General features: G+C 40.9%; 11 protein-coding genes. 2 read left to right on the top strand and 9 right to left on the bottom strand.

Features of this window, described 5'->3' with window-relative positions:
• Nucleotides 1-247: 247 nt before the first annotated feature.
• The 6 genes from HMPREF1125_RS08935 to abc-f all read right to left on the bottom strand — a co-directional run bounded on the left by HMPREF1125_RS08935 (nt 248) and on the right by abc-f (nt 10,389).
• Nucleotides 248-1,672, bottom strand: a complete 1,425-nt coding sequence (locus HMPREF1125_RS08935) for an NADP-dependent glyceraldehyde-3-phosphate dehydrogenase (protein WP_000186345.1) — start codon at nt 1,670-1,672, stop codon at nt 248-250.
• 197 nt (nt 1,673-1,869) lie between these two features.
• Complete coding sequence (gene pulA, locus HMPREF1125_RS08930) at nt 1,870-4,155, bottom strand: type I pullulanase (protein ID WP_000286533.1); 2,286 nt, start codon at nt 4,153-4,155, stop codon at nt 1,870-1,872.
• A gap of 158 nt (nt 4,156-4,313) precedes the next feature.
• Nucleotides 4,314-6,272 (bottom strand): NAD-dependent DNA ligase LigA, encoded by a 1,959-nt coding sequence (gene ligA, locus HMPREF1125_RS08925; RefSeq protein ID WP_001005756.1) that lies wholly within the window; start codon nt 6,270-6,272, stop codon nt 4,314-4,316.
• Nucleotides 6,273-6,361: 89 nt separating this feature from the next.
• Complete coding sequence (locus HMPREF1125_RS08920; RefSeq protein ID WP_001079347.1) at nt 6,362-7,540, bottom strand: MFS transporter; 1,179 nt, start codon at nt 7,538-7,540, stop codon at nt 6,362-6,364.
• Between the two features lie 80 nt (nt 7,541-7,620).
• The gene (locus HMPREF1125_RS08915) at nt 7,621-8,484 is read right to left on the bottom strand and encodes an XRE/MutR family transcriptional regulator (protein WP_000400530.1); all 864 of its coding nucleotides are present in this window, start codon (nt 8,482-8,484) and stop codon (nt 7,621-7,623) included.
• Between the two features lie 3 nt (nt 8,485-8,487).
• Nucleotides 8,488-10,389: a ribosomal protection-like ABC-F family protein gene (gene abc-f / locus HMPREF1125_RS08910; protein WP_000584907.1), complete on the bottom strand. Its 1,902-nt coding sequence runs from the start codon at nt 10,387-10,389 to the stop codon at nt 8,488-8,490.
• 228 nt (nt 10,390-10,617) lie between these two features.
• Here abc-f and HMPREF1125_RS08905 point away from each other — a divergent pair, with 228 nt between their 5' ends.
• Both HMPREF1125_RS08905 and HMPREF1125_RS08900 read left to right on the top strand, forming a co-directional pair.
• On the top strand, nt 10,618-12,336 hold the full coding sequence (locus HMPREF1125_RS08905) for a phospho-sugar mutase (RefSeq protein WP_000222136.1): 1,719 nt from the start codon (nt 10,618-10,620) through the stop codon (nt 12,334-12,336).
• Nucleotides 12,337-12,447: 111 nt separating this feature from the next.
• Nucleotides 12,448-12,795: a thiol reductase thioredoxin gene (locus HMPREF1125_RS08900; protein WP_000434661.1), complete on the top strand. Its 348-nt coding sequence runs from the start codon at nt 12,448-12,450 to the stop codon at nt 12,793-12,795.
• A 33-nt stretch (nt 12,796-12,828) separates the two neighbouring features.
• On the opposite strand, the gene HMPREF1125_RS08895 is transcribed toward HMPREF1125_RS08900, so the two are convergent.
• Genes HMPREF1125_RS08895 through yycF form a run of 3 tightly spaced genes read right to left on the bottom strand, consistent with a single transcriptional unit; the run spans nt 12,829 to nt 15,689 of the window.
• Nucleotides 12,829-13,638, bottom strand: coding sequence for an MBL fold metallo-hydrolase (locus HMPREF1125_RS08895; RefSeq protein ID WP_001290612.1), 810 nt, complete (start codon nt 13,636-13,638; stop codon nt 12,829-12,831).
• A gap of 1 nt (nt 13,639) precedes the next feature.
• Entirely contained in the window at nt 13,640-14,989 is a 1,350-nt protein-coding gene (vicK, locus tag HMPREF1125_RS08890) for a cell wall metabolism sensor histidine kinase VicK (RefSeq protein WP_000568719.1), read from the bottom strand.
• Entirely contained in the window at nt 14,982-15,689 is a 708-nt protein-coding gene (gene yycF / locus HMPREF1125_RS08885; protein ID WP_000722061.1) for a response regulator YycF, read from the bottom strand. The genes vicK and yycF overlap by 8 nt, the downstream gene beginning before the upstream one ends.
• Nucleotides 15,690-15,707 lie beyond the last annotated feature (18 nt).

The raw sequence follows: 15,707 nt of genomic DNA, 5'->3' as shown, positions 1-15,707 counted from the left end.
TTTCTATGATTCTATTATACACTCTTTTAAGATAACTTTCAAGTAATTTACGAAGAAAATCATATTTTTTTATGAAAGTCTTCAAAAAATTACCGAGCATTTTAAAAAAGATATCCCGAAAATAGAATACGAAACAATTTCCATATATTTTTTTATTATAATACCAGAATATTCGTTTTTTAACAATTTTAAACTGTATTTTTTTGAAAAAAATAAAATCAGGAAATCGATTTCCCGATTTTATATATTATTTCACATCAAATACAATGGATTTAACATTTGTCATCGCTTCGATACTATATTTAATTCCTTGCACTCCTGCTCCAGAACCTTTTACACCAAGGAATGGGAAATTATCTGGTCCGCGTTGTGTTTTATTATTAATATGAACGGTTCCCACTTCAAGTTTCTCAGCGATTTCAAATGCCTTCTTAAAGTCATTTGTAAAGACAGAGGATTGAAGACCAAACTCAGATTCATTGGCAATTGCTACTGCTTCATTCGCATCTGCGACACGGATAATTGGTAGAACAGGGCCAAACGGTTCCTCCCATGCCACTTTCATATCCTTTGTAACTTGGTCAAAAAGCACTGGCCATAGAAGATTGCCTTCACGCTTGATTGGTGTAAGAGCCCTAGCGCCTTTTTCCTGAGCATCTTCAATCAATCCCCAGATGAAATCAGCTGAAGCATTGTCAATAACAGGTGTGATATCAGCATTGTCAAATGGATCACCGACTGTTAGCTTAGCGACTTTAGCCTGGAGCAATTCGGCTAACTTGTCTGCTACGCTTTCTACAACTAAGACACGTTTGATAGCGGTACAGCGCTGACCAGAGTAGCTAAATGCACCACCTACGATTTGATTGGCTGCATTTTCCAAATCTGCATCTTCTAAAACGATTGCTGCATCTTTCCCGCCAAGCTCCAGCATAACTGGGCGCATACCAGCTAAACGACCGATACGCTCACCAATCGGTGTTGAACCTGTAAAGTTAATGAAGTTCACTTCCTTGTGTTCGATGATGTAGTCTCCGATCTCAGAACCACGTCCAGTGATGGTGTTAAAGACACCTGCTGGAATTCCGGCTTCGTCAAATGCTTTAGCTAGCAAGAGACCAGAAATAGATCCTTGCGTTGGTGGTTTAAACATAACAACATTCCCTGCAATCAAAGCCGGAGCAATCTTGGATCCAGAAAGGTTGACTGGGTAGTTAAATGGCGCAATAGCTAAGACAACTCCAACTGGCTCACGACGGACAACGGCTAGTTTGTTTTTACTTGCAGCTTCAAAACCGCCACCTTCCATCGCTTGTCCAGTAATACGGATACCTTCCTCAGCAGCAAAACGGATCAAATCTGCTGTACGTACTACTTCTCCAATGGCTGCTTTAATCCCTTTTGCAACCTCTTTGGCAAGAATTGTACCAATTTTTTCTTTATCACGTTCCAAAATATCTGCTGTCTTATGTAAATAGGCTGCACGCTCAACGGGTGCTAAATCACGCCACGCAGGGAGAGCTGCACGCGCAGCTTTCATAGCCTCATCTACTTCAGCCTGACTCATAGCTGGTACCGTGCCTAGTTTTTCTTGATTGATAGGAGAATAGATCGTAATCTCGTTCTCTGATAATTTCCATTTTCCATTCACTAAATTCTGATAATTTGTCAAATTCTCTTCCTCCTGAAAATGATTAAAACTTATTTTATCAAATTTTCAGAAAATTACAACCCTTTTTGTGGAAATATTGATATTTTTTTCACAAACTTGATTCTTCAAATTATTTGAATTTTATTCCTATTAGATATTGGTTTTTCAATAAAAATCAAAAAAGGCCTAGTTAATCTAAACCTTTTTAGAACATTAATTTACGAGAGTACCTTTAAGACCACGACACTGGTATCATCAATCACATTCGATTTTTTAGAACGACTATTAGACACCAGCATTTCAAGATTTCCTGCATTTTCAAAGTAGAAGGAAGTTCCCTTCGCATTAAAGACTACCAATAAGTGCTCTGGTCCACCGTGAATTTCGTAAACGATCCATCCGCTATTTTCAGCAGCTGTATGGACGAAGACATGGCGATAGACTTCTTCATATGTAGGATAGGAGAAGGCACTGGTCTGTGTTTTCAGGCGAATAATCTGACGGATAAAGTCAATGCTCTCTTGTCTCTCATTGATTAAATCCCAGTTGACTTGGTTGACACTATCTGGAGCATTGTAACTATTCATGGCACGTTCTCTATCTGCCGCAGTCAGCTCGCCATTTTCTCCAGTAGCAAGGAGTTTAGTGCGGCCAAATTCTTGCCCCAACTCTATAAAGGACATCCCTTGCATAAGAATGCTCATCGCTGTTGCTGTCTCAACTTGGCGCATAATCTTATCTAAACTGTGATCTGGATGAAGGGTCACCAACAAATCATGCAAGTTGTAATTATCATGGGCTTCCACATAGTTAAGGACTTGGTTTGGACTAAGATAGGAACCCAATTCCCGACTACCAAGAATAGCCTTAGCTACAATTGATTCTGTAGCTGCACCACTAACAAATCCTGCCTTGACTGCACCATAAACTTCTCCTCCTTTAACCGCATCTCGCTGATCATCATTGAAGAATCCAATATTTGGCATCTGATAGGCGTTGTCCTTCTTGGCCTTATCATAAGGTGCAAGACCTGTCCCCATATCCCAACCTTCTCCATAAGTGATAATACGTGGATCAACTTCATCAAGTGCCCAACGAATTGCCTGCATGGTTTTAACATCGTGAATTCCCATCAAGTCAAAACGGAAACCGTCAATATTGTATTCTTTCACCCAATAAAGGAGTGAGTCAATCATATACTTGCGGAACATTTCGTGTTCACTCGCGGTTTCATTTCCTACTCCTGTGCCGTTTTGGAAGGTTCCATCTGGATTCATACGATAGTAATAATCAGGAACAGTTGTTTGGAAAGGTGCATCAACTGTTGAGAAGGTATGGTTGTAAACGACATCCATAATGACACCGATTCCTGCATCATGATAAGCCTGAATCATTGTCTTGAGGTCTCGAATAACTTGTCCAGGATCATCTGGATTGCTAGAGAAACTCGTTTCTGGAGCATTGTAGTTTTGAGGGTCATAACCCCAGTTATAGGTTACATTTCCATCCTCATCATATTCCTTATGGCGATCAAAGATTGGTTGAAGTTGAACATAATTACAACCGAGCGCTTTGATATAGTCAAAGGCAGTTGTTTGACCATACTGGTTAACCGTTCCAGTCTGGGCAGCCCCAAGGAAGGTCCCTCGAAGGTTTTCTGGAACTCCAGATGTCGGTGATTTTGTAAAATCACGAATATGCATTTCACAGATAACTGCTTTACATGGATTTTCCAAACGCCAAGGAGCATCTGTCCCATGTTTAACTTCGAATCCTTCTACCTGTCTATCTTGCTGAGAGAGAATGACGGAACGTTTTCCATCAGGACTTGTTGCAGTTGTATAAGGATCTCGTGTCAAAGTCTGGTGGTGCGGAAACTCAACCTGGTACTGATAAGCTTTACCTGCAAGATTTTCATCTAGATCTACACTCCAAAGACCAATAGTATTGTACTTATGACTGTATGAATAGCTATTCCCACGCTCTAGATTAAAGGTTTTCCAAACCGGCGCATCGTTGCTGGTATTTTCATAGACAACCACTTGAACCGCTGTAGCTGTAGGAGCCCAAAGTTTAAAGCTTGTCTGGTAGTCTGAGATACTATACCCCAACTCTCCTTGGTATCCCCAATGATGATCAAAACTCTCACTGTGAAAGGCTTTATCAAAAGCAAAAGGGTTTTGATCTTTATAGAAAGGACTTGCAATGGCTGGATTTTCAGAATAATAAACTGTCTCATCACCATCTAAGATCCAAACCTCAGTCAACAGTGGATAATGGTTAAACCGTAGGAGATAGTCTTTTGCCTTTCCATCTATTTCGACAGAAAAGGTCAGAGTATCGAGCCTTTCTGCACTTATGACGGTAAAGGAGAATTTGGCTCCAAAATAGTCATTTTCATAATACAAATTTTCTTTAATATCTGCCTGTTTTCTACTGAATGAACAGGCATCATAATCTCCATTTTTTCGGTGAAAATGGATGACTACTGGGTATCTATACATTTCTTTTCCTAATTCCTAATTCCTAATTTCAATTTTTTTATGTGGTGCTGAAGAATTTAGCGGGAATTTCAGCACAATAGAGAATAGCCTTAATAGATATAAAAATACATCAGGAGAGATAGTTTCAGACTATCTAACATCTAGTTTTCAACTATTCTTTACAAACTTTCTAGCCAAGCTTCATCTCGAACTTCGATACCAAGTTCTTGTGCTTTTTGGAGCTTGCTTCCTGCATCTGCTCCTGCTACGACAAGATTCGTTTTCTTAGATACACTGCCTGTAACTTTGGCACCAAGACTTTCGAGTTTACTTTTGGCTTCAGAACGTGTGAGACGTTCCAATTTTCCAGTTAATACAACGGTCAAACCTGACAAGACCGCATCCGCTACTACTGTCTGTCCTTTGTAGTCCAGATTAACTCCAGCTTCTTTCAACTCGTCTAGGAGAATCTTCGATCCTTCTGTAGCAAAATAAGTCTGAAGGCTTTGAGCAATCACACTACCCAAGCTCTCGATACTTGCTACTTCCTCTGGGTCTGCTTGGGCTAGATTTTCAATAGAGTGAAAGTGTTGGAGCAAGAGTTGGCTAGCCTTGCTTCCGACATGGCGAATTCCCAAACCGAATAAAAGCTTTTCAGCAGAGTTTTCCTTGGATGCTTGAATGGCCTGATACAGTTTAGAAGCAGACTTTTCCTTGACGCCTTCTAAAAGGAGGAAATCGTCTTCATTCAAACGGTAAATATCCGCCACATCCTTAACTAGATTAGCAGCAAAAAGCTTTTCAACGATAGATGGACCAAGTCCTGTAATATTCATGGCATCTCGAGAGGCAAAGTGAATCAAACCTTCCATGATTTGGGCAGGGCAGCGAGGATTGATACAACGTAGAGCAACCTCATCTTCAAAATGAAGTAACTGACAGTCACAGCTTGGACAGTTAGTCGGAATATCTAGTTTTTCTTCAGAAACACGCTTGGACTCTACCACACGCAAAACAGCAGGGATGATGTCTCCAGCCTTATAAACGATAACCGTATCGTCCTTTCGGATATCTTTTTCAGCAATATAATCTACGTTGTGGAGAGTTGCACGACTGACGGTTGTCCCAGCAAGCTGAACTGGTGTCAGATTGGCAGTTGGCGTGACAACTCCAGTACGGCCAACTGTCCAATCAACTGAAAGGAGTTGGGCTTCTTTTTCTTCAGCAGGAAATTTATAGGCAACTGCCCACTTGGGCGCTTTAACGGTAAAGCCAAGCTCTTCTTGACCTGCAAGGTCATTGACCTTGATTACCACTCCATCAATGTCATAAGGTAAATTATCCCGTTCTTGTCCAACTTCTTGGATGAAATTCCATATCTCATCCATGCTTTCAGCCAGAATTCGCTTAGAATTAACCACAAATCCAAGCTGTTCAAGATGCTTCAAGACCTTTTCTTGGCTATCACGAGTAGAAGGGCTTACTTCTTGATAGAGGAAAGTCGCAAGATTACGCTTGGCCACTACTGCGGTATCCAACTGACGGAGGGTTCCTGCAGCTGCGTTACGAGGATTAGCAAATTCAGGCTCTCCATTTTCTTGGCGAGCTTGGTTGACTTGATCAAATGAAGTGCGTGGCATGTAACACTCTCCACGGACAGTGATATCAAGTTCTTCTGGCAAGGTCAAAGGAATGTCCTTGACGCGCTTGAGATTTTCGGTGATATTTTCACCAACAGAACCATCCCCACGTGTGGCACCAACAACCAAAATCCCCTTTTCATACGTAAGCGATATAGACAAACCATCGATTTTCAATTCACAGATATAGGTCGGTTGGGGTAATTCCTTTCGAACACGCGCATCAAAAGCTTCTAACTCTTCACGTGAAAAAGCATCCTGCAAACTATAAAGAGGATACTGATGACTGTATTTTTCAAAACCGTCTAAAACCTTACCACCAACACGATGGGTCGGACTGTCCGCTAAAACTTGATCTGGATAGGCAGCTTCCAATTCGACCAACTCTCGGTAGAGACGATCATACTCGCTATCTGACACCGAGGGATTGTCGCTCGTATAGTACTCGGTCGCATAGCGATTGAGCAAGGCAACTAACTCATTCATTCTTTCATTCATAAAACTATTCTACCATAAATCAAGCCCTCCTCACAATAGAGAAGGGCTGAAAAATGGATTGTAGAGAAATATTTTTTAAAAAAGATAAATTATAACTCTTTTTTAAAATGGCTTCGCACATAAAAGAGGGATAAACAAGACAGGACAATAACCCCGCTTCCAATGATCAGAAAAGAAGAGAGATGAACACTTGGCAACACCGTCATAAAGCCTTTTGCAATCGGCATAAATAGAATGGCTAATGTAAAAATTGTACTTAGGACTCTTCCCAAGTATTCCCCCTCAACCTTGGTTTGCACCTGAGTAAAAAAGTGAATATTAAAAATCGTCATAAATAGTTCACAAACTAAATTTCCAGAAAAGGAAAGAAAAGTTGGCAGTGGTAACCCCATCATAAAAACTCCAACTCCAGTCAAAGCCAATAGAATCAAAAGATTATAAACATTTGCCTTTATTTTGCTAGCTAGAAGAGCTCCGATAATCGAACCAATTGCCCCCATAGTCAAAATACTTGCATAGGCTCCTTCTACCCCGTAAAGCCGATTTGAAAAGGGGAGGAGAAATTCAAAGGCTGCAAAAAAGAAATTAACACTGGAAGCTACTAACAAAAGGAAAAAGATCTCTTGCTGGCGCCAGATATAGCCAAGTCCTTCTTTCATATCAGCAAAAATATTTTTCCAGCTGAAAGTCTTTTTCTCTTGTTCCTGAGTCTCTTTTTGGGGGAGAAAAGCTACTAATGTAAATGCGATGAAAAAACTAATGGCATCTAAAACGAGCGTCATATGGAGACTGGCAAATTGTAAAACGATGAAAGAAAGTACAGGGGAGCTAACGCCTACAACCTGCAAAACGAGCTCTAAGCGAGCATTATAGGTCACAATCTCGTCTTTCTCTACAACCTCAGTTATAATAGCTTTATTGGCTGTACGAGAAAATGCAAAGGCAACCGCCTGAACAATATTTGCGAAGATCAGAGCAGCAATCATCAAGCTATCATTTCTGATGAAAGAAATAGCTAAACAGAGAATACCACAAACCAAGTCTGTCGTCATCAAAATTTTGCGACGCGAAAAGCGGTCTGAAATCACTCCGCCAAAGGGATTGACCAGAATCGATGTGACGAGTTCAGAAATCTGATAAATCCCAAGAACAGTCTGTCCTATCGTTCCCATTGATGCCAACCAAACACTATTTCCATAGTCATAGAGCATATTTCCTATTTTATTAATAGCTCCACGACCAATCAACTGGATTGCATGTCGATTCATATAAAAAGCTCCTCTCAAATTTTGAAACTATTGTATCAAAACTGAAAAGAGTCTCTTCGCTTTTCCCTTATTTGGGAAATTTAAGGATTTATAAATTTTTCATAATGTTCCTGATAATAGGCCACTTGCTCTGGAAGTCCAAGTACTTCAAAAATATGCATGGCTTCCTGCATCTGACAACAACCCTCTTCTTTCAGGTCTCTCTGGTAGAGAGCAAAACCTTTGAGATAATGAAAGATATTGCGCTCATAAAGCTTGATACCATTTCCAATCAACTTCTTCACATAGCCCTCAAAATAGTCCGCATCCGTAAAGGAACGGTTTTCCAAACAATGCTGGTAACAGTTAAGAGCTAAAATCAAAACGAGTTTTCGATGGCGACCAATTTCTTTATAGTACTCCTCTCGCTCCATGACTTCTCTGCCAATCCGAGCCACATAGTCCACATTGTAGAAAGTATAGAGATTGCCAAAAAGGATCAACTCATACATGGTCCATTCTTCTGTTTGGAAAAGATAATCCGCCACCTTATCCAAATCACTCTGTTCCATACTGTAACTAGTATCTCTTTGACAAATAAGGCCTTGTAGCAGAATCCAGTTCAGCTCAAAATAGAGGGGATTGGTCGAACTCTTTGCTTTCTCAAGCTGTTCCTTTTGAAGCTTTTGAAAACCTGCAATATCATTTGAGTAGTAAAGCGGAATAATCTGTGCCATCAAGGCAACATGTTCATGATTTTGAAAATCCCTAGCCTTGTCCATGAAATTTTCAATGGTCACATGAATATTATCCAAAATCTCAAAGAAACGGGAAACTGCTAGATCAGACTCCCCAAGCTCGAAGCGAGATAACTGAGAGGTTGAACATGATTCACCTGCCGCCTCTTTCAAGGAGTATTTCCCACTTGTTCGAAATTCACGAAATACCTTTCCAAGATGTTCCATTTCTTACACCTGCTCCGATAACTCTTCCCACTCAAGCATAGCTTCTTCCTGACGATGAGTGATTTTGTCCAGTTTAGTCTGCAATTCCATGAGCTTTTCAGCATCGTTGGTTTCCAGCATTTGTTCAGAAATGGCTTGACTTTGGGTCTCTAGTCCTTCGATTTCAGCTTCCAAACTCTCGATTTGGCGCATGAGCTTGCGGGCTTCTTTCTGACTTTCTTTCTGAGCCTGATAGTCATTGACTGGGCTCGGTTCTTTTGCTTGATTGCTTGTTGAAGTTTCTTCTGTCTGGCTGACTTCCATTTCAGCCTTTTTATCAACATAGTAGTCATAATCTCCAAGGTAGAGGGTTGAGCCATTCTCAGACAATTCCAAAACATGAGTGGCCACACGATTGATAAAGTAACGGTCATGACTGACAAACAGCAAGGTACCGTCAAAGTCAATCAGGGCATTTTCTAGCACTTCCTTACTATCAATATCCAAGTGGTTGGTCGGCTCGTCAAGAATCAAGAAGTTATTGTTTTCCATTGAAAGTTTGGCAAGCAATAAACGAGCGCGTTCACCACCAGACAGCATGCCAACTGACTTTTTAACATCATCTCCTGAGAAAAGGAAGGCACCAAGGCGGTTTCGGATTTCAACCTCCGGAGTTAATTTAAAGTCATTCCAGAGTTCATCCAGAACACTATTACTAGGTGTTAACTTGCTTTGAGTCTGATCATAGTAGCCAACCTCAACATTGGCCCCAAATCGCTTTTCTCCCTTGATAAAAGGAATCTGGTCCACTATCGACTTGATAAAGGTCGATTTGCCAATACCATTTGGTCCGACAATCGCAACAGCATTCATCTTACGAAGGTCAAGATTGATAGGTTCTGACAATATTTCCCCATCATAGCCAATAGCCGCATTTTCAACAGTCAGGACAACATTACCTGACGTTTTTTCAGACTGGAAGGTCATATTGGCTGCTTTCTTACCAGCTTCTGGCTTGTCCAAACGCTCCATTTTTTCCAGTTGCTTGCGGCGAGATTGAGCACGTTTGGTCGTTGAAGCTCGGACTAGATTGCGATTGACAAAGTCTTCTAGAGCAGCGATTTCCTTCTGTTGCTTTTCATAGTTTTTTGCCTCAGTAGCTAGCTTTTGCTCCTTTAACTCAACAAAACGAGAGTAATTACCTACATAGCGATCCAAAGAATGCTTGGTCAAATCGAGTGTAACCGTCGCAACCTTGTCCAAAAAGTAACGGTCGTGGCTGACAATAATGAGCGCACCGCTATAGTTCACCAAGTAATTCTCTAGCCAGGCAATGGTTTCGATATCCAAGTGGTTGGTTGGCTCGTCCAAGACCAAAAGATTTGGCTTTTCAAGGAGCATTTTAGCCAGTGCTAGACGAGTATTTTGACCACCAGAAAGCTCGGCAATTTTCATCTGCCACATAGACTCGTCAAACTTGAATCCATTCAAGATAGCGCGGGTATCAGCTTCGTAGGTAAAGCCACCTGCTTGACGAAAATTCTCAGACAAACGATCGTAATCTGACATCAGTTTATCCAGATCTTCACCAGACTTTTCACCCATCTCCAGTTCCATCTGACGAAGTTGCTTCTCAGTTCGACGTAAGTCATCAAAGACATGAAGCATTTCATCGTAAATGGTATTTTCAGACTCAAAACGGCTATCTTGGGCTAGGTAAGACAGAGAAACATCTTTTTTCTTATTGATTTCTCCACTGGTTGGCTCCTCTTCTCCAACCAAAATCTTCAAAAGAGTAGACTTACCTGCACCATTTTTTCCAACTAGGGCAATCCGATCTCGTTCATCTACTTGCAGGTTGATATGTTCAAAGAGAACCTCTCCAGCAAAAGATCGTTCAATTTTATTAGCTTGTAAAATAATCATACATCTATTTTACTATCTTTTTCTCTTTTGCACAATTACGATAGAAAAAGTTCGAGTTATAAACCCGAACTATTCATCTTCTTTTTCATTAGAAAGCGTATTGGGCTGTTCTTCTACAATGAAATAAAAGTAAATTTCCTACATTTTAAGTTATGCTAACGTTTTACTAAAATGTCAAATAGTGATATAATGAAAGCGATTAAAGTAAATAAACAAAGGAGACACTCTATGACTTACCAAGAAAATTATCAAAAATGGGTCGATTTTGCCGGCCTTCCCGACTATCTTCGTCAAGATTTAGAAAACATGGACGAAAAAACAAAAGAAGATGCTTTCTACACCAATCTTGAATTTGGTACTGCAGGTATGCGCGGCTTGATCGGTGCAGGTACAAACCGCATCAACATCTATGTTGTTCGTCAAGCAACTGAAGGATTGGCTCGTTTGATTGAGTCAAAAGATGGAAACGAAAAAGAACGCGGTGTTGCAATTGCCTACGATAGCCGCCACTTCTCACCTGAGTTTGCCTTTGAATCTGCGGCAGTTCTTGCAAAACATGGTATCAAATCTTACGTATTTGAAAGCCTTCGTCCAACTCCAGAACTCTCATTTGCAGTTCGTCACCTCAACTGTTTTGCAGGTATCATGATTACTGCCAGCCATAACCCTGCTCCATTTAACGGTTACAAGGTTTATGGTGAAGACGGTGGGCAAATGCCTCCACATGACGCGGACGCTTTGACTACTTACATCCGTGCTATCGAAAACCCATTCGCTATCGAAGTTGCTGATGTAGAAGCTGAAAAAGCTTCTGGCTTGATTGAAGTTATCGGCGAAGCTGTTGATGCAGAATACCTCAAAGAAGTCAAAGACGTAAACATCAACCCAACCTTGATTGAAGAGTTTGGTAAAGACATGAAGATTGTCTACACACCACTTCATGGTACTGGTGAAATGTTGGCTCGCCGTGCTCTTGCACAAGCAGGATTTGACTCAGTTCAAGTCGTTGAAGCTCAAGCAACTCCAGACCCAGACTTCTCAACTGTTAAATCTCCAAACCCAGAAAACCAAGCAGCCTTTGCACTTGCTGAAGAACTCGGCCGTCAAGTTGGTGCTGATGTTCTTGTGGCGACTGACCCAGACGCTGACCGTGTTGGTGTTGAAGTTCTTCAAAAAGATGGTTGCTACCTCAACCTTTCAGGTAACCAAATCGGTGCTATCATGGCTAAATACATCTTGGAAGCTCATAAGAGTGCTGGAACTCTTCCTGAAAATGCTGCTCTCTGCAAATCCATCGTATCAACTGACTTGGTAACGAAGATTGCTGAAAGCTACGGCGCAACCATGTTCAACGTTTTGACTGGTTTCAAATTCATCGCAGAGAAAATCCAAGAATTTGAAGAAAAACACAATCACACTTACATGATGGGATTTGAAGAAAGCTTCGGTTACTTGATTAAACCATTCGTACGTGATAAAGACGCTATCCAAGCCGTTCTTGTCGTTGCTGAACTTGCTGCCTACTATCGTTCACGTGGTTTGACACTTGCTGATGGTATCGAAGAAATCTACAAAGAATACGGCTACTACGCTGAAAAGACCATCTCTGTTACCCTTTCTGGTGTCGATGGTGCAGAACAAATCAAAGCAATCATGGCTAAATTCCGTAACAATGCTCCGAAAGAATGGAACGCAACGGCTATCACTGTCGTAGAAGACTTCAAGGCTCAAACTGCTACTGCTGCTGATGGTACTGTGACAACTTTGACTACTCCTCCAAGTGATGTGTTGAAATATACACTTGCTGACGGTTCATGGATTGCAGTTCGCCCTTCAGGTACAGAACCAAAAATCAAGTTCTACATTGCCGTTGTGGGTGAAAGCAACGAAGATTCACAAGCTAAGATTGCTAACATCGAAGCTGAAATCAATGCGTTTGTGAAATAAGAAACTATAAAAGATGAGATAAACTAGTCTCATCTTTTTTTCGTATCAAATCTAAGCAATTTTAGGAACTTTGTGGCATACTAGACATATCAATGAAAGCGAGGTAAACTCATGGAACAATTTTTAGAAAATATTAAAGATCTTGAAGTCACAACTGTTGCCCGTGCTCAAGAAGCACTTGATAATAAAGAAACTGCAACCTTCTTCATCGGTCGTAAAACTTGCCCTTACTGCCGTAAATTTGCTGGCACTTTGGCTGGTGTCGTAGCTGAAACCAAAGCGCACATCTACTTTATCAACAGTGAAGAACCAAGCCAACTTAATGAGTTGCAAGAATTCCGCTCACGCTATGGAATCCCAACCGTACCAGGCTTTGTCCACATCTCTGATGGACAAATCAATGTCCGTTGTGACTCTTCCATGTCCGCACAAGAAATCAAGGAATTTGCTGGATTGTAAAAAATATAAAAAAGAAGGCACTCGCCTTCTTTTTTATATATCTGTCAATGGTGTTGCAGTATCTGGGGAAGTGTCGTAAACTTTAAAGTCTACTCCTACTCCCAGATCAGCTTGTGCTAGCTGGTTCACCATGGTCATATGAGCCAGCTCCTTGATATTGTTCTCTTTGGACAAATGCCCGAGGTAGATTTTCTTGGTTCGATTTCCCATTGCACGAATCATGGCCTCAGCACCATCCTCGTTAGAGAGGTGACCGAGATCCGATAGAATTCTCTGTTTGAGACGCCAAGCGTAAGATCCTGCTCTCAAGATTTCTACGTCGTGGTTGGACTCGATGAGATAACCGTCTGCATTTTCGACAATTCCTGCCATACGGTCACTGACGTAACCTGTATCGGTCAGCATGACAAAGCTCTTGTCGTCTTTCATAAAGCGGTAAAACTGGGGTGCTACCGCATCATGGCTAACCCCAAAACTCTCAATATCAATATCGCCAAAGGTTTTGGTTTTACCCATTTCAAAAATATGCTTCTGTGATGAATCCACTTTACCGAGGTACTTGCTATTTTCCATAGCCTGCCAGGTTTTTTCATTGGCGTAAAGGTCCATTCCATATTTGCGAGCCAATACACCAACTCCATGAATATGATCTGAATGTTCATGCGTAATCAAAATAGCATCCAAATCTTCTGGCTTACGATTGATTTCGCTCAAAAGACTGGTGATTTTCTTACCAGACAAGCCTGCATCCACTAAGATTTTCTTTTTTGGGGTTTCCAGATAAAAGGAATTTCCACTGGAACCTGATGCTAAAATACTGTATTTAAAGCCTTTTTCACTCATTCTAGTCTTCTATTTCGTCCTCCCATATTTCTTCTTTTACGGCATCCTTATCATAAGGGAGCACTATGGTAAAGGTTGAGCCCTTACCGTATTCGCTTTTTGCCCAAATAAAACCATTGTGTTGTTTGATGATTTCTTTCGCGATAGCCAGACCCAAACCAGTCCCACCTTGAGCACGACTTCTTGCGCGATCCACACGGTAAAAGCGGTCAAAAATCCTAGGCAAATCTTGTTTTGGAATCCCAAGACCCTGGTCAGAAATTGATAAAATCATCTGGTCATCCGTGGTTTTCATGCTAACCGTAATCTTCCCACCATCTGGTGAATACTTGATGGCATTGTTAAGAATATTATCAATCACCTGGGTCATCTTATCCGTATCAATCTCAATCCAAACTGAAGTTATTGGATAATCTCTCACTAGCTCATATTTTTTCTCTTCATCCTGATTTCTCATCTTATCAAAACGGTTGAGGATGAAGGTGATAAAGGCTGTAAAGTTAATCAACTCTATATCGAGTTTAGTAGTCGCATTGTCAATACGAGATAGATGCAAGAGATCTGTCACCATACGCATCATACGGTTGGTTTCATCGAGTGAAACCTTAATAAAATCAGGGGCGACAGGATCATACAGAGCTCCCTCATCCAAGGCTTCGAGATAAGATTTAACACTGGTCAAAGGAGTACGCAACTCATGACTGACGTTTGAAACAAAGAGTCTTCGCTCACGCTCTTCCTTCTCTTGCTCGGTCGTATCATGTAAAACGGCAACCAAACCAGAGATAAAGCCAGACTCACGACGAACCAGGGCAAAACGTACACGAAGGCTCAGGTATTCCCCATTCACATCTTGGGAGTCAATCGTCAACTCAGGAATCTGTGTAATCAGGTCGCGTAGCTCATACTCATCTTCTATCTTGAGTAATTCGAGGATGCTTTTGTTAAGAACATCTTCTTTCTGCACACCTAATTGTTTCTTGGCCATGTCGTTAATCATGGTAATCTGACCACGACGATTGGTCGCAAGGACGCCATCTGTCATGTAAGAAAGAATACTGTTCAATCGTTTACTCTCTTGTTCCAGATTTTCTTGGGTTAAACGAATAACTTCTGACAAATCATTCAGATTATTGGTGATGTTGGTGATCTCTGTACTACCCTGCAAGTCCAAAACTTGAGAATAATCACCTGCAATTAAGTCCTTAACCTTCTGATTTATCTCTTTTAACCGGATATTATCCCGACGGTTTTCCAGCAACAACAAGGTCACAACTAGGATAAAGCCAAGTAAAATCAGGATAAAGATAAAATCACTGGTCAGAATAGTTTGTCTAATATCTTCAATCATTATTTTTCATATAGTAGCCAACACCACGACGTGTGAGGATATATTCTGGACGGCTTGGTATGTCTTCAATTTTTTCACGCAAACGTCTAATGGTCACGTCCACCGTACGAACATCACCAAAATAGTCATACCCCCAAACAGTCTCAAGCAAGTGTTCACGCGTAATCACTTGTCCAATATGAGAAGCCAAGTGGTACAAGAGTTCAAACTCACGGTGGGTCAAATCTAATTCCTCACCATATTTCTTAGCCACGTAAGCATCTGGAACGATTTCCAAATCACCAATTTGTAAAGGCTGCGTCTTCTTCTCATCAGACTCTTGGCTATCTACTGAAGCAAGATCTGTACGACGAAGTAAAGCTTTCACACGGGCTTGCAACTCACGGTTTGAGAAGGGTTTTGTAACATAATCATCTGCACCTAACTCCAAACCAATAACTTTGTCAAACTCACTATCCTTAGCTGAGAGCATAATAATCGGAACGCTACTAGTCTTACGAATAGCTTTAGCAACTTCTAAACCATCGATTTCCGGAAGCATCAAGTCTAGAATAATAATATCTGGTTGCTCTGCTTCAAATAGCTCAATTGCTTCACGACCATTAAATGCGGTTACAACTTCGTAACCTTCCTTGGTCATATTAAACTTAATAATATCCGAGATTGGTTTCTCATCATCTACAATTAATATTTTTTTCATTTTATCACCTTTTCTCTA

Source organism: Streptococcus oralis SK304, assembly GCF_000287715.1.
Lineage (GTDB): Bacteria > Bacillota > Bacilli > Lactobacillales > Streptococcaceae > Streptococcus > Streptococcus oralis_Y.
This window is presented reverse-complemented; position numbering and strand designations above follow the sequence as displayed.

Bases quoted from the DNA above. Each gene is read 5' to 3' on its own strand.
- HMPREF1125_RS08900 (WP_000434661.1), top strand. From the start codon at position 12,448: ATGGAACAATTTTTAGAAAATATTAAAGATCTTGAAGTCACAACTGTT.
- vicK (WP_000568719.1), bottom strand. From the start codon at position 14,989: ATGATTGAAGATATTAGACAAACTATTCTGACCAGTGATTTTATCTTT.
- ligA (WP_001005756.1), bottom strand. From the start codon at position 6,272: ATGAATGAAAGAATGAATGAGTTAGTTGCCTTGCTCAATCGCTATGCG.
- HMPREF1125_RS08905 (WP_000222136.1), top strand. From the start codon at position 10,618: ATGACTTACCAAGAAAATTATCAAAAATGGGTCGATTTTGCCGGCCTT.
- abc-f (WP_000584907.1), bottom strand. From the start codon at position 10,389: ATGATTATTTTACAAGCTAATAAAATTGAACGATCTTTTGCTGGAGAG.
- yycF (WP_000722061.1), bottom strand. From the start codon at position 15,689: ATGAAAAAAATATTAATTGTAGATGATGAGAAACCAATCTCGGATATT.
- HMPREF1125_RS08920 (WP_001079347.1), bottom strand. From the start codon at position 7,540: ATGAATCGACATGCAATCCAGTTGATTGGTCGTGGAGCTATTAATAAA.
- pulA (WP_000286533.1), bottom strand. From the start codon at position 4,155: ATGTATAGATACCCAGTAGTCATCCATTTTCACCGAAAAAATGGAGAT.
- HMPREF1125_RS08915 (WP_000400530.1), bottom strand. From the start codon at position 8,484: ATGGAACATCTTGGAAAGGTATTTCGTGAATTTCGAACAAGTGGGAAA.
- HMPREF1125_RS08895 (WP_001290612.1), bottom strand. From the start codon at position 13,638: ATGAGTGAAAAAGGCTTTAAATACAGTATTTTAGCATCAGGTTCCAGT.